General features: G+C 61.2%; 20 protein-coding genes. 8 read left to right on the top strand and 12 right to left on the bottom strand.

The features are described from left to right. Position 1 precedes the first annotated feature (1 nt). Positions 2-1657 carry a cytochrome-c oxidase, cbb3-type subunit I gene (gene ccoN, locus AC5ZG1_RS39120; protein ID WP_496136097.1) on the bottom strand — a complete coding sequence of 552 codons (1656 nt, stop codon included), beginning with the start codon at positions 1655-1657 and terminating at the stop codon, positions 2-4. Between the two features lie 506 nt (positions 1658-2163). Here ccoN and AC5ZG1_RS39115 point away from each other — a divergent pair. From AC5ZG1_RS39115 to AC5ZG1_RS39085, 7 genes are all read left to right on the top strand, one after another. Further along, positions 2164-3816 carry a fatty acid--CoA ligase gene (locus tag AC5ZG1_RS39115; RefSeq protein WP_496136096.1) on the top strand — a complete coding sequence of 551 codons (1653 nt, stop codon included), beginning with the start codon at positions 2164-2166 and terminating at the stop codon, positions 3814-3816. A gap of 37 nt (positions 3817-3853) precedes the next feature. After that, the gene (locus AC5ZG1_RS39110) at positions 3854-4333 is read left to right on the top strand and encodes a MaoC family dehydratase (protein ID WP_496136095.1); all 480 of its coding nucleotides are present in this window, start codon (positions 3854-3856) and stop codon (positions 4331-4333) included. Beyond that, positions 4330-6033 (top strand): alpha/beta fold hydrolase, encoded by a 1704-nt coding sequence (locus AC5ZG1_RS39105; RefSeq protein WP_496136094.1) that lies wholly within the window; start codon positions 4330-4332, stop codon positions 6031-6033. Before AC5ZG1_RS39110 ends, AC5ZG1_RS39105 begins: the two co-directional genes overlap by 4 nt. Further along, entirely contained in the window at positions 6026-6946 is a 921-nt protein-coding gene (gene phaZ, locus AC5ZG1_RS39100) for a poly(3-hydroxyalkanoate) depolymerase (protein ID WP_496136092.1), read from the top strand. Before AC5ZG1_RS39105 ends, phaZ begins: the two co-directional genes overlap by 8 nt. 106 nt (positions 6947-7052) lie before the next feature. Continuing rightward, a complete protein-coding gene (locus AC5ZG1_RS39095; protein ID WP_496136091.1) occupies positions 7053-8270 on the top strand; it encodes an acyl-CoA dehydrogenase family protein in 1218 nt (405 codons plus the stop codon). Positions 8271-8614: 344 nt separating this feature from the next. After that, complete coding sequence (locus tag AC5ZG1_RS39090; protein WP_496136090.1) at positions 8615-9970, top strand: NAD(P)/FAD-dependent oxidoreductase; 1356 nt, start codon at positions 8615-8617, stop codon at positions 9968-9970. Between the two features lie 107 nt (positions 9971-10077). Next, on the top strand, positions 10078-10527 hold the full coding sequence (locus AC5ZG1_RS39085) for a hypothetical protein (RefSeq protein WP_496136089.1): 450 nt from the start codon (positions 10078-10080) through the stop codon (positions 10525-10527). A gap of 116 nt (positions 10528-10643) precedes the next feature. On the opposite strand, the gene AC5ZG1_RS39080 is transcribed toward AC5ZG1_RS39085, so the two are convergent. From AC5ZG1_RS39080 to AC5ZG1_RS39030, 11 genes are all read right to left on the bottom strand, one after another. Beyond that, positions 10644-11879, bottom strand: a complete 1236-nt coding sequence (locus tag AC5ZG1_RS39080; RefSeq protein WP_496136088.1) for a CaiB/BaiF CoA transferase family protein — start codon at positions 11877-11879, stop codon at positions 10644-10646. Then, on the bottom strand, positions 11880-12722 hold the full coding sequence (locus tag AC5ZG1_RS39075) for an alpha/beta fold hydrolase (protein ID WP_496136087.1): 843 nt from the start codon (positions 12720-12722) through the stop codon (positions 11880-11882). It lies immediately after the preceding gene. Positions 12723-12858: 136 nt separating this feature from the next. Then, entirely contained in the window at positions 12859-13653 is a 795-nt protein-coding gene (locus AC5ZG1_RS39070) for an enoyl-CoA hydratase-related protein (protein ID WP_496136086.1), read from the bottom strand. A gap of 65 nt (positions 13654-13718) precedes the next feature. After that, positions 13719-14936, bottom strand: coding sequence for an acyl-CoA dehydrogenase family protein (locus AC5ZG1_RS39065; protein ID WP_496136085.1), 1218 nt, complete (start codon positions 14934-14936; stop codon positions 13719-13721). A 251-nt stretch (positions 14937-15187) separates the two neighbouring features. Then, a complete protein-coding gene (locus tag AC5ZG1_RS39060) occupies positions 15188-16267 on the bottom strand; it encodes a 3-hydroxyacyl-CoA dehydrogenase NAD-binding domain-containing protein (RefSeq protein ID WP_496136084.1) in 1080 nt (359 codons plus the stop codon). Beyond that, the gene (locus AC5ZG1_RS39055; RefSeq protein WP_496136083.1) at positions 16155-17084 is read right to left on the bottom strand and encodes an SMP-30/gluconolactonase/LRE family protein; all 930 of its coding nucleotides are present in this window, start codon (positions 17082-17084) and stop codon (positions 16155-16157) included. Before AC5ZG1_RS39055 ends, AC5ZG1_RS39060 begins: the two co-directional genes overlap by 113 nt. Positions 17085-17259: 175 nt before the next feature. Then, positions 17260-19599, bottom strand: coding sequence for a PAS domain S-box protein (locus AC5ZG1_RS39050; RefSeq protein ID WP_496136108.1), 2340 nt, complete (start codon positions 19597-19599; stop codon positions 17260-17262). Positions 19600-19766: 167 nt separating this feature from the next. After that, positions 19767-20675, bottom strand: a complete 909-nt coding sequence (locus AC5ZG1_RS39045) for a helix-turn-helix domain-containing protein (RefSeq protein WP_496136082.1) — start codon at positions 20673-20675, stop codon at positions 19767-19769. Positions 20676-20781: 106 nt separating this feature from the next. Beyond that, entirely contained in the window at positions 20782-21687 is a 906-nt protein-coding gene (locus tag AC5ZG1_RS39040; RefSeq protein WP_496136081.1) for a helix-turn-helix domain-containing protein, read from the bottom strand. 152 nt (positions 21688-21839) lie between these two features. After that, on the bottom strand, positions 21840-22742 hold the full coding sequence (locus AC5ZG1_RS39035) for a helix-turn-helix domain-containing protein (RefSeq protein WP_496136080.1): 903 nt from the start codon (positions 22740-22742) through the stop codon (positions 21840-21842). 169 nt (positions 22743-22911) lie between these two features. Continuing rightward, positions 22912-23229: a helix-turn-helix domain-containing protein gene (locus AC5ZG1_RS39030; RefSeq protein WP_496136079.1), complete on the bottom strand. Its 318-nt coding sequence runs from the start codon at positions 23227-23229 to the stop codon at positions 22912-22914. 393 nt (positions 23230-23622) lie between these two features. Between AC5ZG1_RS39030 and AC5ZG1_RS39025 the strand changes: the two genes are divergently transcribed. Then, complete coding sequence (locus tag AC5ZG1_RS39025; protein ID WP_496136078.1) at positions 23623-26235, top strand: helix-turn-helix transcriptional regulator; 2613 nt, start codon at positions 23623-23625, stop codon at positions 26233-26235. Positions 26236-26398: the final 163 nt, after the last annotated feature.

The following is a 26398-nucleotide window of genomic DNA, read 5'->3' as shown; positions in this document are numbered from 1 at the left end:
TTCACTCCGCGGCCCGCAGCGCGCCGCCGCCGACCACGGCCGGTTGCGGAATGTCGGCAGCCAGGCCCGTCGCGGCGCTGGGCACCTTGATGGTCATCCAGATGTTGTAGGCGCCGACGCAGCCGCCGATCAGGAACAACAGGCCGCCGACCGCGCGCGCGATGTAGTAGGGGTGCATCGCGACTAGCGTGTCGATGAAGGAAAAGGCGAGCGTGCCGCTCTCATTGTAGGTCCGCCACATCAGTCCCTGGACGATGCCCGAATTCCACATCGCGAACACGTAGACGACGGTCCCGGCCAGCGCGAGCCAGAAATGCGCTTCGACGAGCTTTGGCGAATACATCTGCTGGCGTTTCCAGAGCCAGGGTACCGTGGCATAGATCGATCCGAAGGTGATCATGGCGACCCAGCCAAGCGCACCAGCGTGGACATGGCCGATGGTCCAGTCAGTGTAGTGCGAGAGCGAATTCACCGAGCGGATCGCCATGAACGATCCTTCGAGGGTGGTGAGGCCGTAGAACACGCCCGCCACCATCATGAAGCGCAGCGTGGCGTCGTCGCGCACCTTGTCCCAGGCGCCGTTCAGCGTCAGCAGCACGTTGCCGGCGGACGCCCATGAGGGGATCAGGAGCATCAGCGAAAAGGTCATGCCAAGCGTCTGCACCCACTGCGGCAGCGCGGTGTAGTGCAGGTGATGCGATCCGGCCCACATGTAGAAGAATGTGATGCCCCAAAAGCTGATGATGGACATCCGGTAGGAGAAGATCGGACGACCCGCCCGCATCGGCAGGAAGTAATACATCATGCCGAGGAAGCCGGCGGTGAGGAAGAACGCGACAGCGTTGTGTCCGTACCACCATTGCGTCATCGCATCCTGCACACCCGAGAAGGCCGAGTAGCTCTTGGCGTGGCCGAGCGAGACCGGCACGGCGAGGTTATTGACGATGTGCAGGATCGCCACCACCAGGATGAACGCCATGTAGTACCAGTTTGAGACGTAGATGTGCGGTTCCTTGCGCCGCGCCAGCGTGCGCAAGTAGATCAGGAAGTACACGACCCACACCACGACCAGCCAAAGGTCGGTGTACCATTCAGGCTCGGCGTATTCCTTGGACTGGGTGATGCCCATCATGTAGCCGGTGACGGCGAGCAGGCAGAATAGGTTGTAGCCGTACACCACGAACCACGGACTCACCTGGTCCGGGAGGCGGGCGCGTGAGGTGCGCTGCAGCACGTAGAAGGACGTCGCGATCAGCGCATTGCCGCCGAAGCCGAAGATCACGGACGTGGTGTGGACCGGCCGCAGCCGGCCAAAGCTCGACCAGGCGACCCCAAACGTCAGGTCGGGCTCGACAAGCTGCCAGGCGACCCAGTCGCCGACCGCAAGCCCCACCACGGCCCAGATCATCGCAAGGACGATGGCGACCTTGCTGGGATCATCGTAGTAATGCGCAAGCCGCTCGTCGGACGGCACCGGCGCGAAGTAACTTTCGCCGATGCGAAAGATCGCGAGAATGCCCGCCAGGAAAACAAGGGCGCCGTGAATGCCCATCGCGTCATCGCGTCCGACCAGGATCATCAGGGCGCCACAGACGGCCACGGCCGCGCTGATCATGATCACGTACTGCCGTTCGATTAAGGTAAGCTGGGCGATCATGGCGGCTGCCCCCGCGCAGTTCTTCAGGAAGATACCGCACGAATTTGGCTGAGGTGACCGCCGGTTTCGCGAAGCCGCTTGCCGATTCGAGAACGTCTTTGCTGCGTTCTACCGACGCGATAGCGCGCAACGAGCGGTCATTCACGCCCAGAAGCCTTACGGCAGTAGATCGCGGCAAGCGGCTCTTCGGAGAGCCCAAAACGTGTGGGTTCGGCGTTGTGGTGCGTAGCAGCAAAAGTGGATCGTCGGGCGGATGACGCTGGCCGTCGTCCCGCAAAGGCAGCAAGATCGGTAAAGACCTCTGCCGGAGATAACGGCAGACTGTCGGGTTCAGACCCGGTCGATGGCCGTTCCGGACCTTCACAAATGCCGAGCGTCACGCGACGCTTCAGGCCAATGTCACGCGCGAACGGTCGCGCAGCAAACGGTAGACCCGGCGATCCGCGCGATCGAAAGAGCGGACGTCGCAAGGGCCGAAGGGAGAAGCAAGCTCGAGGGAGGCCGCTATGGTCGGAAGGCTGATTCAGGTCGCTAAATCCGCCTATCAATATCCGCTCATCTTCAAGCAGTTATGGCACACGCCGCTACTACAGTCGCCGGATCAGGAGATCGTTTATTGCGACCGAAGGCGTCTCACCTATCGACAGGTCGGAGAGCGGGTCAGCCGGCTCGCCTCGGCCCTGAGTAAGCTAAGCGTCAAGCCCGGTGACACGGTCGGCGTTCTCGACTGGGACAGCAACCGTTTCCTGGAAGCCTTCTTTGCGATCCCGATGATGGGGGCGGTGCTGCAGACGGTCAACGTCCGTCTCTCGCCCGAACAGGTTGCCTATACGATCAATCACGCCGGCGCCTCGACGCTCCTCGTCAATGACGACTTCGTCGGCCTCCTCGAAGGCCTGATGCCGCAGTTGCCGAAGGTCAAGGCGCTGGTCGTGATGTCGGACCGTCGCGCGCCGGAAACAGGGAGCCTTACCTTTGTCGGGGAATATGAGGATCTATTGGCTGGGGCGTCGCCGGACTATGACTTTCCGGATTTTGACGAGAATACGCAAGCGACCACCTTCTACACGACCGGCACGACCGGGTTACCAAAGGGAGTCTATTACAGCCATCGGCAGCTTGTGCTGCATTCGCTCTGTGAACTCGCATTCTTTGGCATGGCGACCCGGCAAGGCCGGTTCTCGCGCGACGATGTCTACATGCCGATGACACCGATGTTCCACGTCCATGCCTGGGGCTTCCCCTGGGCGGCGACGGTTGCGGGCGTCAAGCAGGTCTATCCCGGACGTTATGATCCGACGATGCTGCTGAAGCTGATCAAGAGCGAGGGCGTGACCTTCACCCATGGCGTCCCCACGATCCTGCAAATGCTGCTCAACGCCGCGGCGGCGGCGAAGACCGATCTTGCGGGCCTGAAGATGGTCGTGGGCGGCTCGGCCTTGCCGAAAGCGTTGGCCAAACAGGCTATGGCCGCGGGGGTCGATATCTTTGCCGGCTACGGCATGTCCGAGACCGGCCCGATTGCCGCGGTGGCTCACGTCATGTCGAGGGACCTCAGCGGCGATCCGGACCAGGAGATAGAGTTCCGCACCAAGGCGGGAATGGCGGCGCCGCTGGTCAACCTGCGTATCGTCGATGAGGACATGAAAGATGTCCCGCAGGACGGGAAGTCGGCGGGAGAGATCGTACTCCGCTCTCCCTGGCTGACGCAGGGCTATTTCGACAATCCCGAAGGTTCCGAGCAGCTTTGGGCTGGTGGCTATCTGCATACCAACGACATCGCGGTGGTGAGCCCCGGTGGCTACGTGCACATCACCGACCGCCTCAAGGACGTCATCAAGACCGGCGGTGAATGGGTGTCGTCTCTGCAGATCGAAGACTTGATCACGCAGTGTCCCGGCGTCTTGGAGGCCGCCGTGATCGGCGTCAAGGACGACCGCTGGGGCGAGCGGCCGCTGGCGCTGGTCATAAAGGAGACAACCGGTGCAGGCGGGGTGACGGATGTTGCTGTGAAGGCCCATCTGAAGGTGTTCGCCGACAAGGGCGTCATCTCGAAATATGGAATCCCCGAGAAGGTCCTCTTCATCAACAGCATTCCCAAGACGAGTGTCGGCAAGATCGACAAGAAGGTGCTGCGCGAGAAGTACGGCGACATGTAACCGCTCGGCATCCATCAGCGCATCGAGGAGGTGACACATGAGCAACCTCACACTTGCCGCTCTCGGCGAACGCGTCGGACAGGAGCTTGGTCTTTCCGATTGGGTCACGATCGATCAGGCACGGATCGATACCTTTGCCTCCTGTACCGGCGATCATCAGTGGATCCATGTCGACGTCGAGAGGGCGAGGCAGGAAAGTCCCTTCCGCGGTCCGATCGCGCACGGCTATCTGACGCTCTCGATGGTCGCTCCGCTGGCCATGGAGGTCGGTGTCATCCCGAAGGATGCCGCGGCCGGCTTGAACTATGGCATCGACAAGGTCCGCTTTCTCGCGCCGGTGCCCGCCGGCGCGCGCGTCAGGCTGCGCGTCGTTCTCGCCGGGATCGAGCCGAGAGAAGGTGGGCAGGTGATCATGAAGACTCAAAACACGCTGGAAGTGGAGGGATCGGAGAAGCCAGCCCTGATTGCGGAGACGCTGGCGCTGCTGATTCCCGCGAAGGGAGCAGGGCAGCAATGAGTACGGAGAAGCGCGAGCAGATATCGGCGACGCCGGGGATATCGGAGGAAGCGTCCAGAAGTACGCTGGCGCTCAATCCCCTTGTTGGCATTCAGGGGCAGGATCTGGTCGAAAGCGCGGGTATCCTGTTCAAGGCGGTTGTCAACGAGCCGAAAGTCGCCACCGAACAGTGGATTTCCTTCCTGGGTGAGCTGGGCTCGATCGTCGCCGGCAAATCCGAGCGGACGCCGAAGGCGGGCGACAGGCGGTTCTCTGATCCCACCTGGAAGGAGAGTGCGCTGCATAGCGGACTACTGAGGGCCTATCTTGCCTGGGGCGACGCGGTCAACGGCTTCGTCGACAAGACGAGCCTCAGCCAGATCGACAAGGCGCGGGCACATTTGATCACGGAGATCCTGGTTGACGCCGTCGCTCCGACCAACGCGATCCTGACCAATCCGGCGGCAGTTCGAAAATTCGTCGATACCGGCGGCCAAAGTCTATGGCACGGGCTGAAGAACTATTTCGATGATCTCGCCAGGAATGGCGGCATGCCGTCGATGGTGGATCAAACCGCCTTCAAGGTTGGTGAAAACCTCGCGATGACGCCGGGCGCAGTCATATTCCGCAACGAACTGCTGGAGCTTATCCAGTACGCGCCGACAACCGAGAAGGTCTGGAAGCGACCGCTGGTCGTCACCCCTCCTCAGATCAACAAATATTACGCGCTCGATCTTTCGCCCGACAAGAGCATGGTTCGCTTCCTGCTCGAGAGCGGTATTCAAACCTTTTGCGTAAGCTGGCGCAATCCGACTGCGGCCAACCGCGACTGGGGTCTGGACACCTATGTGGCTGCGCTTGACGGAGCGGTTGACGCAGTGCGCGAAGTCGCCGGCTGCGACGATCTCTCGATGATGGGATCCTGCTCCGGCGGGATCACCGCGACAGCGTATCTTGCGACGCTGGGCAGCGCGGCGGAGCAGAAAATCAGGAACATGGTGCTGGCAGTCTGCCTGCTCGATCCGAACACCGCCGAGGAGAGTGCGTTCGGTTGCCTGATGACGCCGGAGACCATGCGGGCCGCCAAGGAGAGCTCCCGCCTTCGCGGAATCGTCGACGGCCACGATCTGGCCCGGATGTTCGCCTGGATGCGGCCCAACGATCTGATCTGGAACTACTGGGTGAACAATTACCTGCTGGGCAACCAGCCGCCGGCCTTCGATATCCTGTACTGGAATGCCGATACAACCCGTCTTCCAGCCCGCCTGCACCGCGATTACCTCGATCTCTATTTCACCAATCCGTTCGTCAGCGCCGGCAAGCTCACGCTAAGCGGCAAGATCATCGACATGAGCAAAGTGAAGGCCGACAGCTACGTCATCGCTGGAGTGACCGACCACATCACGCCGTGGAAGGGGGTCCATAGGACGGCGCAGATCATGGGCGACGCGACAACCTTCGTGCTGTCGAACAGCGGTCATCTGCAGAGCTTGCTCAATCCACCGACCAACCCGAAGGCGTCTTTCATGATCGGGCCTGTCAACCGCAGCGGCCCCGACGCATTCCTTGCGGCGGCCGAGAAACGGAAGGGAAGCTGGTGGCTCGATTGGCGGGACTGGCTCCATGCGCGCTCGGGCGAGGAGGTGAGCGCGCCCGCGTCGCTTGGCAGTGAACGCCATCCCGTCCTTGGACCCGCGCCAGGAACCTACGTCTTTGACTGACGACCGAACCAACTCCGACCAATCGAGCAGCCGGCAGCCGGGCTCGACTGTTGTGAATCCGAACGAGATTGAGACCCGACAAATTACGATTGGCGGGCAGTCGTTGCGGCTTGCGATCAAGCGCGGGACCGGCGACAGCCCACCGCTTCTGCTGTTCAACGGAATAGGGGCAAATTGGGAGCTGGCGAGGCCGTTTCTTGAGGCGCTCACCAGAACGACAGCGATCATCTTTGACGTGCCCGGCGTTGGCGGATCGCCGCGACCTCTGCTGCCGTATCGCCCGTCGACGCTCGCGCGGCTCGCCGCCGACCTCCTCGCGGAGCTCGGTTACCATGAGATCGACGTGGCCGGCGTGTCCTGGGGAGGCGGCATCGCGCAGCAATTCGCGCATCAATATCCAAAGCTGTGCCGGCGACTGGTGCTCGCCGCGACCGCGCCGGGGGCCACCATGGTGCCGGCGAGCCCTTCGGTGCTGTGGATGATGGCGACGCCGCGCCGCTATGTCGACAAGGAATACTTGAGCAGGGTCGCGCCGGACATCTACGGCGGCGCGTTTCGCAAGGACCCGTCCTTGATCCGCCCCCATGCGGAAGCGATGCACGGCGCACGCAACTTAGGCTACCTTTATCAGCTTCTCGCCATGGTCGGATGGACGAGCCTGCCATGGCTCTGGTCGTTGCCGCAGAGAACGCTCGTTCTGATGGGCAGCGACGATCCGCTGGTCCCGCCCATCAACGGCCAAATAATGGCGCGGCTGATCCCGAACGCCGAACTCCGCATGATCGACGACGGACATTTGTTCATGGTGACGAACCCGGGGGAAACCGCGGCCCTCATCGAGGAATTTCTGGCCGACGAGCTCGAACGGGTCGAGCCGGAGCGTGTCTGCTTCAGCAAACGGTCGGTCGAATGAGACATATCTTGCCGAAACCGGATAGCCAACCCGCATAACCCAGCACAACGAGAAGGGAGGAAATCATGACGGATGCGACCTCACCATTCATTCCAGGGAGGAGCCCATGGCGAACGCGAAGGCAAAGCTGACGGAGAAACCGGGTTACGTACCACCCCCAATCGATGGCGACTTCTACAGGATCGCCGGCGTATTGAACAATGAGGAACGTGCGCTGCTCGGGCGCGTTCGTGCCTTCACGGAAGGCGTGGTCGCGCCTGTGATCGAGGACTATTGGGGTCGTGATGAGTTTCCGTTCGCCATCATTCCCAAGATGGCCGAAATCGGCATAGGCGGCATCGGCTACCAGGGGTATGGGGCGGCCGGGGGTAGCTGGCTGTTGAACGGCTTTGTCGCGATGGAGCTGGCGCGCGTGGATGCGTCGGTCGCGACGTTCTGGGGGGTGCACACCGGGCTGTCGGCGGGGTCGATCTATCTGTGCGGCGACGAGGAGCAGAAGCAGCGTTGGCTGCCGGCGATGATGCGCTTCGATACGATCGGTTCCTTCGGTTTGACCGAGCCATTGGTAGGCTCCGCAGCATCCGGCGGAATGATGACGATGTGCCGCCGCGAAGGCGACAGCTGGATCCTCAACGGCCAGAAGAAGTGGATCGGCAATTCCACCTTCGCCGACGTCAACGTGATCTGGGCGCGCGAGGAAGGCTCAAACCAGGTCAAGGGCTTTGTCGTCGGAAAGGACAATCCGGGCTTCTCGGTCGAGAAGATAAGGACCAAGATGGCTTTGCGGGTCGTTCAGAACGGGCTGATTACCCTGAATGACTGCCGCGTGGCCGAGGCGGATCGCCTGCAGAACGCCAACACGTTCAAGGATACGGCAAAGGTTCTGAAGATGACCCGCACCGGGGTGGCGTGGTTCGCCGTGGGCTGCCAGATGGGCGCCTACGAGCATGCGCTGCGTTACGCGACCGAGCGAATGCAGTTCGGCAGGCCGATCGGCGGCTTTCAGCTCGTTCAAGATCTCCTGGTGCGCATGCTCGGCAATGTCACATCGACCCAGGCGATGATGCTGCGACTCGGGCAGTTGCAGGACGAAGGCGTGATGCAGGACGAGCACGCCTCGCTCGCAAAAGCGTTCTGCACTGTGAAGTGCCGCGAGACGGTCGGCTATGCCCGCGAGCTGCTCGGCGGCAACGGCATCCTGCTGGAGAACCACATCGGGCGCTTCGTGGCCGATGCAGAGGCAATCTACTCCTATGAGGGGACCAGGGAGATGAACACGTTGATCGTCGGCAAATCCATCACCGGATTGAGCGCTTTCGTATGACGAGATAGGACTTCACTGGCGCGTGCCCACTATTGGACCTCCGCGCCGGCCATCATCAGTTCCGAAATCGTGCCGTAAACCGCGATCCAGGCGGCACGAATGTCCGGCGTGAACTCGTCGAAGGAATTCTGCGAGCGTCAAAAGCAGTGCATTGGCAACCTTGGCGTAGTCGGCCGAAATTAGTGGCAATGACGCGTTCCCAAGGTGCGGAAAAATGCGCCAATTCGAATGCGGCAAGGACGTTCTAGGCTGGGCAACCTCGTTCAAGAACGGTCTGGCAGGCCGCTCTATGCCCGTTCGGTCTGTGGGCGGGCGGCTTTAGCAGGAGATTCCCGGGTAGGCCGATGAACACCGTATTGACCGAGAAGCTTCCGCAACAGAGGGAATCGGCGCCCGAATCTGCTCCGCTGAAACGGAAGCGCGTCGTAGTCATCGGGGGTGGATTTGCCGGTATCGCAGCGGCGCGTGCGCTGAGAAAGGCCGATGTCGAAGTCGTTCTGATAGACCGGCGCAACCATCACATCTTTCAGCCCCTCCTGTACCAGGTAGCCACCGCGGTTCTAGCGCCCTCGGAGATCGCAGCGCCGATTCGACAGCTCGAGGCAAAGCAGAGAAACCTCAACGTAGTGCTCGCCGATGTCACCGGCATCAATTGCGACGCGCGCACGGTCGAAGCGATCTACCCTGGTCTTGGAATCCGCAAGCTAGGGTTCGATTATCTCATTGTCGCTACGGGAATGCGCCCGAGCTATTTCGGTCATGATGAATTCGCACTACACGCGCCCGGTCTCAAGAGCCTCAATGAGGCGGAGACCGTCCGAACCAAGATCCTCAGCGCCTTTGAATTGGCCGAAGCCACTGAGGACGAGAAAGAACGCGCGCGGCAAATGACGTTTGTGCTGGTTGGAGCCGGCCCCACCGGTGTGGAGCTTGCGGCTTCGATTGCGCAGATGGTCTCGATCACGCTACGCAACAATTTTCGCAGCATCGATCCGGCGAACAGCCGGATCATCCTGCTCGACGGCGGCAGCCGTATCCTGCCGAGCTTTGCCGAGCCGCTGTCAAAGAAGGTCGTGCGGCGTCTCACCAGGCTAGGGGTCGAGGTCAGGACCGGGCTGAAGGTCGAGAAGGTCGACGAGCAAGGCGTCATCGCCAGCGGGGAACGCATTGCCAGCGCGACCGTGCTGTGGACGGCGGGAGTAGCGGCCTCGCCGGTCGTGAAAATGGTCGGCACCAACACCGACCGGGCCGGGCGGGCCCTCGTCGGGCCCTTCATGGAGATCCAGGAGGCGAGTGACGTGTTCGTCGCCGGGGATGCGAGCTCGCTCACCCAGGACGGCCATCCCGTGCCCGGCGTCGCACAGGCCGCGATCCAACAGGGGCGGTTTGTCGGGCGATTGATCGCTAATCGCGTCAAAGGACGGAAGGATGGCCGTCCGTTCCTCTACCGCAGCAAAGGCAACATGGCGGTGGTCGGCAAGAACTTTGCTATCCTGGAGGCCGGCCCGCTGCGTACCAGCGGCTTTGCGACATGGATTCTGTGGGCTATCCTCCACGTGCTCGCGCTGCCGCAGCTTCAGAACCGCTTTAGAGTGCAAACGCAATGGTTCTGGTCGTACTTGACCGGTCAACGCAGTTCGCGATTGATTGCTGAAGTGCCTCGTGCCGTCGACCTCATCAAGCAGAAGTCCGGATCATGAACGCTTGGCGACCGTTGCAGGCAAGCTGCTCGCCTATCTCACGATCCACGCGCTGATCGTCACGACCTACCTGATCGACCTGCCATACTCCGGCTGAGGATATCGCGATGGACGCCTCGATCATCTCCGCGCTCGCTGCCCTGACCGGGACCGCCGTCGGCGGGATGACCAGTCTGATCGCGAACTTGCTGACCCAGCGGGTCCAGCTTCGCGCGCAATGGCTGTCGCATGAGCAGAGCCGCCGTCAGGACCTTTACCGGGAGTTCATCGAGCAAGCCTCGAAATGCTATATCGATGCGCTCCAGCACGATGAGGCCGACATACCGGGCCTGGTCGGTCTCTACGGCAAGCTTGGAAGGATGCGGGTGCTATCGAGTGAACGCGTCGTCCACTGCGGCGAGCACATCGCGAGAAAGATCCTCGACACTTACCTTGAGCCTGACCGGACTTTCGTCGAGCTTCGCGAGATGGCGAAGCATGGCGCGATCGACCTGTTGCACGAGTTCAGTGTGGCCTGCCGCATGGAATTCGAGGAGCTGGATGCCCGGCGATTCTGACGTTTCTGAGCTAGTTAACTTCAAGCCACGAATGGCTTCATTCGGCCGCGACCAGCGAGCGGGTAAAGCAAAGACCCGGTCGCTGTGTTTTGAAGTCAAGGCATCAATAGCCGTCGCTAGGCCGCCGAGGGTTTGTGCTCCTGAGGGCGTGGCACGGCACCGCTGACGAGCAGTCCCTCGATCCGGCCGTCGTCATAGCCCAACTCCTTGAGAATATCGGCATTGTGCTCGCCGAGCTCCGGCGCGCGCCTGGCCGCGACCTTCGTCACGCCGTGGATCTGCAGCGGACTGCTGACGGTGAATGTCAGATTGCCGCCGGCGCCCTCGAGCGGAACGACGATGTCGTTCTCGTGCAGCTGCGGATCCTTGACGACCTCGTAAGGCGCCCGGACCACACCGAAAGTGATGTGGCTGTGATCGAAAACGTCGTGCCAATGCGACATCGGTCGCGAACGGAATACCTCGTCGAGGATTGCCGAAAGCTGTGCCGCGTTTGCCACCAGCTTTGCTGCATCCGAGAAGCGGGCGTCGGACAAGAGATCGGGGCGGCCAACAGCAGTTGCAAAGGCGGGCCATTTGTCAGGCGTCAACACGATCAGGAACCAGGCCTCGTCGGAGGCCTGATAGACGTTGAAGATCGCGTTCGGCGGGCTCTTGCGATCGTGCAGCGGATAGAACTGGGCGTCGCACAGCGCCGCCTGGACCGAAACACCGCAGGCCCAGACACCCGAGGCGAGCAGCGACGTCGTCACGTAGGAGCCTTGCCCGGTCCGCTCACGTCGGTACAGCGCAGTCACGATAGCCGAGTAGAGGCTCACGGCGGTGGCGTGATCGCCGCTGCCGGACACCGGCAAGGTCGGCGGCGCGCCGGCGTCGCGGGTTAGGGAGAGCAGGCCGCTTCGCGCCCAATAGGCGGTGATGTCAAATCCGGGCAGGTCGGCGTCCGGCCCTTTGTCGCCATAGCCGGTAATGTCGGCATAGATCAGACGGGGATTCCACGCCGTGACATCCTCATAGTTGAGCTTCAGCCGCTTGCGGGCGGGGTGAGGGGTGTTGACGATCAACACGTCAGCCCATTTGACCAGCCGCTCGAGTATCTCAGCCGCGTGTGGCGATTTCAGATCCAGCGTCAGGCTCCGCTTGTTGCGATTGTTCAGATGCCAGGGATAGTTGTCCTTGGCACGCGGCTGCGGCGGGATCTTGTACCCGATGCGCCAGGTATCGCCGCCTGGCGGCTCGACCTTGATGACGTCAGCGCCGAAGTCGGAGAGAATGACGGCGGCCCCGGGACCGGCGATGAAACTCGCCAGGTCCACAACCTTCAGTCCCGAGAAAATGTTGTCAGTGGACATTTACTGTCTCCTCAGCGTTGCAGTTCGTGCGTCGATCGAATGACGGGTGTCATCGGCGGCCGGGCGGTCCAGCACGCGGGAAATCCATCCAGTTAGCCGCGTCTGGACTTCGCGGCGATTCGTCTCGTTGAGCATCTCGTGGCGTCCGCCCGGATAGGCATCGAAGGCGATGTCGTGCAGTCCGGCGGCGCGGTAGCGCTCCACCAGGAGTCTGACGCCATCGAGGTGTTGGCCGACGGGATCTTCGCGGCCGGAAAACAGGTAGACCGGTAGGTCGCAGCGTATCCTTGACAAGGCAACGGGATCGCAGAGCGTGGGAGCCGAACCAAGAAAGGACGCAAGCGAATCCGGCTGCAGGGCCGCAAAACACAGGGGATCATCGATGAACGCGTCGACAACGAGCTCATCGCGGCTCAGCCAGTCGAACGGCGTGCGCGCCGGCTCAAATGCGGCGTTGAGCAGGTTCGCTCCGGGTGGCGCCGAACTCGCCAGTCGCGCCAGCCCGTCGAGGGCCCCTGACCCCGAAAGGATGAGACCGTCGATTCTGTGGCTGTGATCGATCGCATAGCGCTGCGCCGCGAAGGAGCCCATACTGTGGCCAAACAGGAGCAGGGGCAGGTCGGGATGCTCGTTCCTGGCAACCTCGCTGAGGCGCACCATATCCGTCACCAGCAGCTCGAAGCCGCCTTCGCCAAAATCTCCTAACTGTGCGGCCGAGCGGGCGGTGAGTCCATGACCGCGGTGATCGTTGCCGTAGACTGTAAGGCCCATCGAAACCAGAACATCGATGGTGTCGACGTAGCGCCTCAGATGTTCGCCCATGCCGTGCGCGATCTGGATCACACCCCGGGTCGGCCCGCAGCTGTCCCAGCGCGCGCAGGCTACGCATAATCCGTCGGCACTGGTGAGCTGAAATTCGGCGCTTGGACTCGCGGATGTTTTGGAGACTGCCATGACACGCCTTTTAGCCACTCGCGCTTCAACGACCATGAAACTGCGGCACGCGCTTCTCGAGGAAAGCGGCAGTGCCTTCCTTCTTGTCCTCGGTCGCGGCGCAGATGCCGAAATAGGAGGCCTCCAGCGCAAATCCCTCCCTCTGGCTTGTCTCGAGGCCCTTGTGAGCTGCTTCCAGTGAGAATTTCACGGCGATCGGTGCGTTGGCGGCGATTTGCTTCAAGATCGCTTCGGCGCGCGCGATCACCTCAGCCGCCGGCACAACCTCGTTCACCAACCCGATGCGGTATGCTTCCTGCGCCGAAATCGTTTCCCCGGTCAGGATGAGCTGCAGAGCCCGGCCCTTGCCGACCAGCCGGGGCAAACGCTGCGTGCCGCCGCCGCCGGGTAACAGGCCGAGCTTGACCTCGGGCTGCCCGAACTTGGCATGCTCGGCCGCGATCCGGATGGTGCAGGCCATCGCCGTTTCGCAACCACCGCCAAGCGCGAAGCCATTGATCGCCGCGATCACGGGCTTGCCGAGATTTTCGATCAGGTTCAGCACATCCTGACTGAAGCGGCTGGATTCCTCCGCCTCATAGGCGTCGACATGAGCGAGTTCGCTGATATCGGCCCCGGCGATGAAGGCCTTGTCGCCGGCGCCTGTGAGGATCACGCCGTGCACGGATGCGTCAGCCTTTGCGTCCTCGAACGCTCTCTGCAGGTCGATCCAGGTCGGCGTGTTCAGGGCATTGAGCACTTTTGGGCGATTGAGGGTCACGTAGGCGATGCCGTTCTTCTTCCCGTAGAGCACGTTCGCCAGCGCCAACGTATCTGCCATTACTGTCTCCTCGTCCGGAACGGGATGGGCGGAGGGCGTGACCTCTCGCCCGTTCTGCGGCGCGGTTAGATGAAGGCGCTGATGCCGGTGATCGCCTTGCCGACGATCAGATTCTGCATCTGGTAGGTTCCTTCGTAGGAGTAGAGCGCCTCGACGTCGGCAAAGAAGCGCGCCACGTTGTAGTCCGCGACGATGCCGTTGCCGCCCAAAAGTTCGCGCCCCCACGCGACGGTTTCGCGAGCTTTCGCGGTGCAGAAGGCTTTGGCCAGCGCCGCATGGTGGTCGCCGAGCTTGCCTTCGTCGTCGAGCTGGGCCAGCCGGAGCATCATGCATTGGCAAGCGGTAAGGTTGCCGAGCATCTTGGCCAGCAGATCCTGCACCAGCTGGAACGAGGCGATGGGCTTGCCGAACTGGAGACGGCTCTGGGTGTAGGCGAGGGTGTTCTCAAATGCGCCCATCTGCGCACCGGTCGATGCCCACCCGACCATGTAGCGGGTCATGCGCAATACGCGGGCGGTGTCGCGGAAGGAGTTGCCGGCCTGCAGCCGGTTGGCTTCTGGCACGCGCACGTCCGTCAGCGTGATCTGGCCGTTCTGGACAACCTTGAGCGCGACCTTGTGTTCGATCTTCTCGACGCTGAAGCCGGGCGAGCTCTTGTTCTCCACGATAAAGCCCTTCACCTGGTTGTCGGCGAGGTCGCGGGCCCAGATGATGGAGAGATCGCACCATGGCGCGTTGCCGATCCAGCGCTTCTGGCCGTTCAGGATCCAGGAATCGCCGTCGCGCTTCGCGGTTGTGGTCAGGCCGCCGCTCGCACCGGAGCCGATCAAGGGCTCGGTCAGGCCGAAGCAGCCGATCTTCTCGAAACGAGCCATCTGCGGCAGCCATTTCTGCTTCTGCTCTTCGGAACCGTCGAGATAGATCGAGCCCATCGCAAGGCCACTGTGGACACCGAAGAAGGTACAGATGGACGGATCGACCCGTGCCAACTCCATTGCCACGAAGCCGAACTGCTTCTGGCTGCCGCCGGCGCATCCATAGCCTTCGTAGCCAAGCCCGCCGATGCCGAGCTCCTTGAATGACGGCAACAGTTCGAACGGGAAGGCGTCGTCGGACCAATATTTGTTGATGATCGGCTTGACCTTCGCATCCATGTAGGCCCGCACCTTCTTGACAAGCGCCAACTCGTCGGCGTTCAGGAGCTCGACAAGTTGGTAGAAATCGCCGTCCGGCACTGGCAGTGCCTTCGCGTCCGGTTTGCGGGCTGCAGTGGCTGTGGCCATGTTGAATCTCCTTGGCGGGACGGTTTGAAGCGCGAAAGCCTGAGCGAAGCGTCGAGCGCGCTGATTGGTCTCGCCGCCGAATTTGCCGGGAGCGCCGTCCGCGTTCTTGAAGCCGCTTGCCGTTACTGGGACGTTTTTGCTTCGTTGTAGCGGGAGCGGCGAAGTGCGAATTCGTCGCCGCGCCGTCGTGAATTCGCCTCCAAGGACTCAGGGCCTTGGAGGCGCGTGCGGTCCAATCGAAGGCTTGGCGATCAGGCGACCTTTGCCTGATTTGCCTTGCTGGCCTTGTTGCGCATTTCGATAAGCCCGAGCAAGATTTCGTCGCGTTCCGCCGCCAGGTCGTCGATCGAGCGCGAACCGACTTCGGCGTGAACGCCGTCGATCAGCTTTTGCTGAACCTCGGGGGTAAGCTCCGGCGAGCCCAGCACCTTCCACCAGGCCGTCATCGGACCGGTGAACTGTTGGAAGAAATGCTCGATGCCACCCTGGCCGCCGCCGAGATGATTGAGGAGCACTTGGCCCATGATGCCCCAACGCAGGCCCGGCCCCCAGCTCAATGCGGTGTCGACGTCGGCGACGCTGACGACCCCGTCAGCAACAAGGTGGTAGACCTCCCGCGCCAGTGCAGCTTGCAGTCGATTCGCGACGTGGCCGGGCACTTCCTTGTTGAGACGGATCGTCCGCTTGCCGATGGACGTGTAGAACTCCGCGGCGCGGCGGATGGTGTCCTCCGAGGTCTTGGCGCCGCCGACGATTTCGACGAGCGGGACCAGATGAGGCGGATTGAAGGGATGCCCGATCACGCAGCGCTCTGGATGCAACTCGCAGGCCGACTGGATCTCGCTCATGGTCAAACCGGACGAACTCGAGGCGATGATCACATCGGCGGGAAGGAGCTCGTCGAGCTGCTTATACAGCGTTCGTTTGAAATTGATTTTTTCCGGGCCGTTCTCCTGAATGAGATCCGCGTCCTTCACTGCGTTCGCGAGTGCTGCAGTGAAAGTCAGTCTGCTCTGCGTTGCGCCGGCTGCGAGGCCTAATCGCTGCAGCGCCGGCCAGGCCGTTGCAACAAAGCGCCTGAGGGCTGCTTCAGCGTCCGGGGCAACGTCGGTCGCCACAACCTCGAGGCCGTTTGCAAGGAAGAGGGCAGCCCAGCTCGCGCCAATGACGCCCGTTCCTATGATGGCCACCCGGCGAATGGGCTTGTGCTGCGACATATCAATTCTCCTGGGGGATTTCGGCATAGGCGATGCCGGTGAGATTGCCCTGGGCGTAGAGGAAATTTCGCTCGGCCGAGCCGTCGAGCCGAGACGAGTAGAGCGATCCGGCAAAATCGGTCACGAAGATCCGATCGTGCGGGACGTCCAGCGCAATGCCGATCGCTTCCATCAGATGGCTCAACACGATCTCGGGCTCGGCGAGCTTGTGGTCGATTGAGGCCCGGCTGACGGTGTTGCCACGCGGCGCATCGCCACGATCGGTCCAGTACAGGAGGCGGTTCTTCAGATCGAGCTCGAGGTCGATCGGCTCCGGCAGGCCATCGAAGAACACCTCGACGTCGGAACGCTTCTCGGCCGTCTCGCCTTGCGGAATTTCCACGTTGGCGCGGAAGATACGGCCCCCGCCGCCGTTGTCTGGGCCCTTCTGCGTCCAGTAGATCTTGTTGTGCCTGGGGTCGATGGTGAGCCCGACGCACCACCGGGTCTGGTCACGCCGGTCCGCGTCGCCGTCGCCCGCTTGGATCAGCGTCTCCAATTGCGAGCCGTCGAGATTGGCCCGCATGACGCGCATGCCCTCACGATCGCACCAGTATAGTTTGCCGGCTTGCTTGTCGAGAATGATCTGCTTGGGGGTGTGAGTATCGCCTTCGGCGACGATGGTCGTGCGGTTCCTGCCATCCAGATCAGCGCGCTCGATCGAGCCGTCGTTCAGGCTTGGAACGCCCATGTTAGTCCAATAGATGTGGCCCGCTTCGACATCTACGACAATGCCGTCCGGAAACCGGCAGCCAGTCACAATGGTCTTCTTGGTCGAACCATCGACGTTCATCGAATGAATGCAGCCGGCATTCAATTCGAGCACAAACAAGCGAGGGGTGGCGGTCTGCGCACTGGGTTGTAGCACTGGTTTCGAGACGGCGTCGGGCATGTGTCACCTGTGCAGCTAATGCGTCCGACAAGCGATCGGGTTCGATCGGTTATCGGCGGCCACAATGGCTCAAGTGCTGCTCGCCTTATTGGATGGGATTGCCACCTCTGGAATAGTTTTGCCTTTTCTCTAGACCACAACCTTGCGTATTGAATGCTGGCGCCTTGCCGAAACCCTATTGCAGGGTTCCATTCGCCGCCGGCAACGTGAAGGAGAATCGGGCGCCACCGTGGATGCTGCCATTGTCGGCTTCGATTCGCCCGCCATGGGCCTCAATGATCGAGCGGCAGATGGACAATCCCATTCCCATGCCTCCCTCCTTGGTCGTGAAGAAGCTCTCGAACAAGCGGGGCAGGTGATCCGGTTCGATTCCCGGACCGCTGTCCTCGACGCTGCAGCACAGCGACGCGCCGTCGAGCGAGCGGGTCCGCACCGTGATCCTGCGCTCTGCTGCGCCGACCTGCGCCATGGCCTGCATGGCGTTGACGGCAAGATTGACAATGACCTGATGCAGCAAGGTCCGATCCGCCAGCACATGCGGCGCCGCGGGCGAGAAGCCGTGTGAAACGGTAACGCCGCGCCACTCGACTTCATGCCGAAGGAACTGCAGCGCTTCCAGGATAATGGCGTGCGGGGACACGAGCACGCGCGCGGGCGCCCGGCGCGCGGCCATCTCGCGCACGCGGGCGACAATGTCGGCCGCCCGCCGCGCATCCGAAAGACTGCGTTGGATCAACGTACGGACCTCGTCCAAGTCAGGCTGGGAGCGGTTGAGCCATCTGAGACCCGCCGAGCAATTGGTCGCTATCGCCCCGAGCGGCTGGTTGAGCTCATGGGCGATCGAGGCGGTCAATTCGCCAAGCGTCGAGACCCGGGCGGCATGCGCGAACTCGATCTGCAATCGCTCAAGTGTCTCCTGCGCTTTGACGAGCTCGGTCAAATCGACCAGTCCCGAAATTGAGAAGCCGAAACCGGTGCGCACTGCAGTGAAAAGCACGTCGATTAGCCGGCCGTCCATTGTGACGAATTGCATTTTTTCCTCGAAGAATGATTCATCTCGAAATCGGCTCTCGAGGAGGCGTCGCAAGTATTTGGGCTGCCAAAATGGGGTTATTGGTCCCAACAAATCCTGTGCGTCTTTGGCGCCCAGCAAGCGCACGCATGCGTCGTTAACTTCCTCGGTCTTGAATGCGTGCATCGCTTTCATTATCCATTCGGGATGTGCATCCAGGTACGCTGGGAAGTCGGTGACGCCGGCGGCCTTGAGTTCATCAAGCATCTCGCACGCGGCCCCGGCATCAACCCTCCACAATGAGATCGGCATGAATTTGAAGAGAAGGCGATAGCGTTGCTCGCTTTGCTCCAGGGCCGAATAGGCGACCTTGTACGAAGTTACGTCCATGACGGCGCCGACCAGCTTCGGATGTCCGCGTTCCTCCAGTGAGGGGCGGGCGACGACATGCAGCGTCTTCACTGAGCCATTCGGCATCAGCAGCCGATGTTCGAAATCGAGCGGCTCCTCGTGGGCGGCCGCTCGCTCAAGCTGCGTGCGGACCCGTACACGGTCGTCGGGATGGACGCGCTGGAAGACGAGCTCGAGGGTCGGTTTTGCTTCGCTATCAAATCCGAATATCCTGAAACTCTCCGCCGACCAGGTCAGTTCGCCGGTCGTGACGTTCCAGCCGAAACTGCCGGTGTGGCTCAATCGTTGCGCTTCCGATAGATAGGCCGCCTGGCTTTTCAAGAGCGCTTCCTCGGCGCGCTTGCGGGCTGTGATATCGGTATTGCTTTGGAGTGTGCCGATCAAGTTTCCCCGTGTGTCACGCCGCACTGTCCATTTGCTGGAAACCACGACCTCGGCGCCATTGCGCGTCATCTGCACCAATTCGCCCTCCCAACGGCCGTCGCGGTTGGCGGTCTCGACGATCTCCTGCAAGGGGGCAGGATAGACGGTCTTCAAGAGCAAGTGCACGGTCTTGCCGAGCGCTTCCTCCCGGGTCCAGCCGAACAGCCGTTCAGCGCCGCGGTTCCAGTAAGTGATGACGCGACTGACATCGACGACCAGGATGGCGTCCGGTGTCAGGTCGAGGAGATGCGCCTGCGCGTGCTGTGCCTCGCCGAAGCGGCGTGCTCTCCTGACGAGCGTGGTGATCGCAAACGACGTCATCACGAATGCGACAAGGGCCACCGCGTCCTGCGTACTCGTGATCTCGAAGGAATAGAGGGGTACCATGAAGAAATAGTTTAGGCAGCCGACCGCAATCAGCGAGAAGAGCGCGGAAGTGACGAAACTGTCCATCAGCGAAAGTACGATGATGATAAGCAAATAGGCGAGTATTGCGGTTCCCGGGCGGTCGAAGACCTGAAGCTGCACCATTCCCCAGGTTACCGCGGTCATCAGTACGATGCCGACCGTCCAGAGCCTGGCAAGGTAGCGAATATGCTCGTTCAACGCAGGCCTTGTTCTCGGGAGGATGACGTCAGGATTTGGCTTCGTGTTCAGGAGGGCCGCCATGAATTCCGAGAGGAAGCTTGTTGGCACAAGCCTATGCTCGGCGCTCGTCGGCTCGTACTCGATCGCTGTGTCTGACTGCCTCAGATGCTGCATGGCTGTTGCTCATCAATGTTCGACGGAATCCTGGAGACCACCGGTGATGCACGCCGGTCAATTCCGTCGACGTCCTATCCCTGCCTCCATGCCTCGGGATGCACGCCGGTTACGCCCTTGAATACGCGCACCAGGTGAGCTTCGCTGGCGAACCCGCACGCGAGAGCCAGTTCATCCAGGTCGGCTTGCCGATTTCTCCGCAGCAGGAACTTGGCGTGCTCGACCTGATGCTGGAGCAGCCAGCGGTGTGGGCTGACCCCGGTGGTTTGACGGAAGGCTCGCAGAAAAGCGCCAGTGGGAAGTCCGCACTCGCTGGCAAGATCGGACACAAAGATCTCGCCGTCCAATCGGGAGCTTAGAGCCTCCTTGGCGCGTCGCTCTTGCCATGGCGCCAGACCCGTGAGCGTGCAAGGAATTGCACAGCTGCCGACGCCATAGGTCTTCAGCGTATGCGCCGTCACCGCAATCGTCAGATGGTCGATGAAAATTTGGTTGGCTTCCTTGGGGCGTTGGAATGCCGGCAGCAGGGCTGTTCCCAGTCCCCTGAGCACCGCATCCTCCATGCCAACGCCGGGCTCATTGGCGAATTCATCTACCCGACCACAGCCTTCCATATCGGCGACGACATCGAGAGCGGCCTGCGGGACGTAGAAATGCAGTGAATGAAAGGTACTGATGCTGTTGGCGATCGGATTGGAGCGCAGGTCGTAGATGCTGACGCTTCCCGCTCGCAAATAGCTGGTCGGCACCTGCCGATTATCGATGAAGAGATCGTGTCGTGGGCAGTCCTGAAGCTGCACCGTGATCAGAAAGGCGTCCTCATACGGGATCGGTGCTGTAAGGCCGTGGTTGGCGATTTCGCACTTGATCTCGGTGACGGCGATCTTCGACTTTTGGAGGGAGCGCGTCACGAACGCGGGCGCTCGGTTGAGCTGGAAAGCATCTGCGAGCCGCTGGCCATAGGCGCCGCCTTGGTCCGTCATGTGAGACCCTTCTGCAAGCGATGCTGCTACTTGCATCGCCCCGCAAAAAAACGATTGTCAAATTCGTGCAGGCTTTGACCGTTTCGACCACGAGAAGTCTAAGACATTAGTCTAGATTTCGGCGCCACACGCCGGGGCTGACACCGGTCAAGCGGGAGAAGACCCGGGTAAAGTGGCTTTGATCAGCGAAGCCGGAAGCAAGGGCGACTTCCGACAGTGATAGCCGTCTCTCGCGCAGCAGGACCTTGGCCTCGTCCACGCGTTTCAGCTGAAGCCATTGGTGGGGTGATAGACCGGTCGATTGCCGAAATGCGCGGGCAAAATGACTTGCCGATATGCCGCAATCATTCGCCAAATCCGCCAACGAGACGTCACCCTGAAGACTGGCGGCGAGCGTCTCTTCGGCCCGTTTCAGCTGCCAAGGAGCCAATCCGCCGCGCGGTGGCCGGATCTGCGCAACCATGCCGCCATACGTCTTGGCCACGTGAATGCCGACCGCGAGCGTGACGTGATCCACAAATATCCGGCTTGCTTGATCAGGATGCTCGAAAGCTGGAACGAGCGAGGAAGTCAGCGCGCGTATGACGGGATCATCGACCCCGACGCCGGGCTGATAGCGAAGTTCGTGAATCCGCCGTGCCTCCGCGTTATCGGCAATGATGTTGAGGGCACTACGTGGAAAATAGAAATGAACGCAGTGGCACGCCTTGTTGATGGTGAATTGCGGACTGCGCTTGAGATCGTACAGCGTGGTCTGGCCGGCCCTGAGAAAAGTGAGCGGAGCAACGCGCTCGTCTTCAAAATATTCGTGAATGGGATAGTCGACAAAGTGATAGCCGATCAAATAGGCATCTTCACGAACAAGCGGTGCAGATATGCCATGTTCAGGGTTGTCCGAGCGCAACTCTGTCACCGCGATACTGGTATGGCGCAGTGAACGCGAAACGAATGCGGTGGCCTTGGCCCGCAAGCGCTCACCAAACCTGTCACCGTAACCGCTGCTCTCTTGCATCCCAAGTCTCAACTGCTTGAGTTGCCCTGCCGGCTAGCAGGTTAAGCTGCGCGGCAAGGCGTTCTATCTGGAATAGGCGTACGGATTCTTGTAAGGCGTACGATACGCCCTGCGACGGCGAACAACAACGATCTTTATCGTTCTAATAGACGTTAGTCGCGATTTCGGCGCCAGGCACCAGGACCAATTCCGACAAGACGTGCAAAGACGCGCGTGAAGTGACTCTGATCGGCGAATCCGCAGGTCAGCGCGATCTCTGAGAGCGACATTTTGCGCTCGGACAGCAAATTTTTTGCCTGGTCGACGCGGCGCTGCAGGAGCCACTGATGCGGCGAGAGGCCGGTGGATTGCCGAAACGCCCGGGAAAAATGACTTGCCGACAAGCCGCAATCGTTTGCCAGGTCGGCCAGGGACACGTCGCCCTCCAAGTTAGCCGCCAGAGTGTCCTCGGCGCGCTTCATCTGCCAGGGCGCCAATCCGCCGCGCGAGGTCATGGCGACTGAACGCGCACCCCCATATGTCTTGGCGACATGAATGCCAACCGCCAATGTGACATGCTCGACAAAAAGGCGGCTTGCTTGTTCGGGATGCTCGAAAGCCGGCACCAGAGAGCCGACCAATGCCCGTAGAATGGGATCATCGACACCGGCACCGGGTTGATACCGCAATTCCTCAACCTTCTGCGCGTCGTCACCTTCCGTGATCAGGTTCAGCGCGACACGCGGAAAATAGAAATGAACGCTGTGGAATGGATTATTGATATAAAACTGCGGATTGCGCTTCACATCGTACAGTACCGTCTCTCCGGTCCTGAGCGATGTTACTCCCGCAATTCGGCCGTCCTCGAAATACTCATGGACTGGATAGTCACGCAGCATAATCGCCACCAAGAACGCATCTTCGCGCGTAAGGGGCGCGGACAGGCCATGTGGCGGATTGTCGGCGCGGACCTCGGTTGCGGCGATATTGGTGTTGCGCAACGAGCGAACAAACGAGATGGCTTGCGCCCTCAGGCGTTCTCCGAAAGATTGGCCGTAAGCGCTGCTCTCTTCCATGCTCGACCAACCGAGTTGTCGTCAGGCGTTCAGAGCCGCTGATTACGGACCATGAGCCAAGCCCTGTGAGCCAAGCCCCGTCTCAGCGGACGCGCGACGGCATGCACTATTTAGGCAGCTTTATACCATTGGTGTCTTTACCGATCTTGCTGATTTTCGCTGCCCTCGGTTATTGGGTCTTTCGTGAGCGGCGACCGTCATTTCGGCGATATTTGCCCGGCGCCACGCCGAAGGCGCGGGTGAAAGCGCGGGTAAAGCTCGACTGTGAGGAAAAGCTGCAGATCAGGGAGATTTCCGCAATGGTTGCGGCTCCGTCGGCCAGCAATCCCCTTGCTTTCTCAAGGCGACATTCGCGGACGAAGCGATGCGGGGATTCTCCTGTGGCCTTGCGAAAAGCCCTGGAGAAGTGAAACGGGCTCAGGCTCGCAACCTCAGCCAAGTCCTTGAGACGGATAGTGTTATGCAGATTGGCCGCAATGAATTGCATGACGCGTCGTAGACGGCGATCGTCAAGCGCTCGCGACGCAGGCGATCTATCGCGGCGCGCAGGCATGGCTATTCCGTTCGGCGTTGTGAATCGCCTCGTTCAGCAGTTGCTGCGCGGTCGCGTGGCGGCGGACCATTTCCCATTATCTCCCGTCGGTCGCCCCGCTTTGCGGGGCACTGAGCGGGAAGTAGCCTCCAGGGTGCAGCGCAAACATCACGGAGAACCGTGAATTGTGCAGTCACGGACGCAAGCGTCTGTATTGACAGCGGAAATCCGCCATCGCAGCATCCAGGCTCCTCCGCATCAAGCTGGGAGCGCCGGATGTCGTTACACCAGGCAATTCAAACGACAGGCCTGCGAGGCGCTCGCTTTTCGCCCCCGCGAGCGCCGGCCATGATGGTCGAGCGGGCACGCCTGCTGGGCCTGATTGGCGAAAGCGTCGCGCAGCTAACGCTGATCTGCGCCCCGGCCGGTTTTGGAAAAAGCACGCTGATGCAGCAATTGCGGCGACGCTTCCAGGCGCGTGGCATCGCCACCGTCTGGCTGCAGGTGGAGCGGGCTGACAATCAACTCGGTCGCTTCCTGCAATCGTTGAAGGGGGCAATTCAGACCGCGTTCGGGGAGCCTATCGCCAGCCCGTCCATGGAAACGCCCCCGACAAATGCGAATCCGGTGCAGGGCAGGGCAGCTGACCTGATCGAACGACTATCGATCTCCGACTCTCCAATCGCTCTGTTTTTTGACGATCTCGAACTGATCCTTGATGAGAGCGTCTGGGCCTTCCTGCAGCGTCTGCTGGCCGATCTTGACATGCACCATCGCATCGTTCTCGCCAGCCGCACGAAGCCGCCTTTGGCGCTCGGCCGGCTGCGCGCGTATGGCCAGCTTCTTGAACTTGATCAGGCGGAATTGCGTTTTACACCGGAGGAGACCCAGGCGTTTCTGGAAGGTCAGAATATCGGCGTTGCAGCAATCCGGGCGCTGCAGCAGCACACAGAAGGGTGGCCCGCCGCGCTGCAGCTCGCGGCAATCGCTGTGAACGGCAGATACGGGTCCGATGCGCTGCGGGCGATTTCGGGTGCCAGTGCAAGCGTCGCCGAGTATCTGGCGCAGGAAGTGCTCGACAGTCGACCGGCCCCGCAACGCGATTTCCTGCTGCGTTCCGCCGTTCTTGACCAATTTTGTGCTGAGCTGTGTGACGCTGCGCTCGAGCGAGGCGATAGCAATGAGATGATCGCGCAGATCGTGCGCGACAATCTTCTCCTCGTTCCGGTCGACGCAGAGGAGCGCTGGTATCGCTATCATCCGTTATTTGCTGATTTCCTGCGTGTTCGCATGGCGCGGGAGAGACAGGGCGAGTTGCAGCCGTTGCATCGACGCGCGGCCTGCTGGACCTCCGCCCATGGTTTCATGAACGAAGCCATTACACATGCGCTGTCGGCAAAGGATCACACGCTTGCCGCCGATCTGCTCGCAGCGTCGGCCATGGACAATGTTCATTCCGGCCGGGTGGCAGACACCGCACACGCCATTGCACTGTTGCCCGACGCCGAAGTCTATCGCCGGCCGGCGCTGCTTCGGGCCGCGGCCTTCGCGGCGATCTTTGCCCATCGCTATGATGGTGCCAGGCGGTACATGGACGTTATTGAACGGGCCCATGAGGTTGGAACGGATGCTGATGACGAAATCGTTGCCATGCGCCTCATGATGCGCGGCTGGACAGACAGCATTCCAGATTTGCTTCGAGCCGTCGATGAATTGCGTAACAGACCGTCGCATTTTGGCCGGTTCACGGCGGGCCTCGCCAGCAATGCGAGGGCTTTCTGCCATATTGCGCTCGGGCGCTACGATGAGGCGCAGCGCGAGCTCGCGCAGGCGCACGACGCCTGCGAACCGATCGATGCGCTGTATGTCTTGAGTTATAGCGCGTGCTTCGCCGCGGCCATCGAACTTAATTTCGGGCAGGTCGCGGCCGCGCGCGCAACACTTGAACGTGCGTTCAACCGGGCCATCGCGGGAGGCGAACGCTATGGCGGCGCTGGCGCCGTCGTCGCAACCTACCTTGCGGAGTGTCTCTATGAAGCCAATGCGCTCGACGCCTGTCAGGCGCTTATCGATGATTACATGCCGATCGTGATCGAGACCGGCATGCCGGATCACTTGATCGTGCTGCATCGTATTGCCGCCCGACTGTACTTTCTGCGCGGACGCGGCGATGACGGCCAGTCGGTGCTGGTTCAGCTCGGTGAGATAGGTGCTCGGCGCGGCCTTCGCCGCCTGACCGCCGCCGCGTGGCTCGAGCGCTCCTACGCATCGTTGCGGAGCAATAATATGGAAGGTGCGCGCCGCGCGCTCGCTGCTGGAAGCGACGCGGCTCTCTGGGACAGTTTTGGCGCGTTCAATCCGCACGCCGGCGAAATCGACGACGTCACGATTGCCGGACTGCGCCTTCGGCAGGCGACAGGCAATAGCAATGAGACGGTTCCGGAAATCCGCGCCGAGCGGCAGCGCGCCGAGGCGGCCGGGCGTCGACGTCGGGCGCTGCGGCTGTTGTTTTTTGAGGCGCAAGCGCTCGAATCAGGCGGCCGACGACGTGAGGCCAGCGCGGCGTTCGATGAGGCGGTGATGCGCGCTGCGGACGGCGGGATGGTGCGGGTACTCGCCGATGAGAGCTGGGCGACAGAGCCGCTTGTGGTTCGTTCTGCGGTCATGAGGGAGCCGCGCACGGTTGGTTTGTTGCGCGAGCTCAAGAAGCCAACTGCCGCGATGACGACGGGGCATCGAGATCGCAGGGCTGAGGTAACGGGGAGCGCGGTTCGGCTTACCACCCGCGAGGTACAGATTTTGCGATTGATCTGGAAAGGAAGCTCGAACAAGGCTATCGCCCGAGACTTGTTCTTGACCGAAAACACAATCGAAACGCACCTGCGGCGCATCTACGAAAAACTCGGAACGCGCAAACGCACGCAGGCTGCAGCCATTGCGCGCGAAGCCGGTGCGATCTAGGGCGCGGAGATCATGCTCAAACAGAGAGATAGAGCGGGATGACGATCAGGAGAAAAGTCATCACGCCCTAATGCGTATTAGGCCAACCTCCTAGGCTGTGTGGACTCTTGGGATTCTCAAATCAGACGGAACGTGATTCAAGGCTTTCTTTTAGGAGGAAGCC

It is taken from the genome of Bradyrhizobium sp. Leo78, assembly GCF_059512425.1.
Note: the sequence above shows the minus strand (reverse complement) of the source record. Positions and strands in the feature narration are given on the sequence as shown.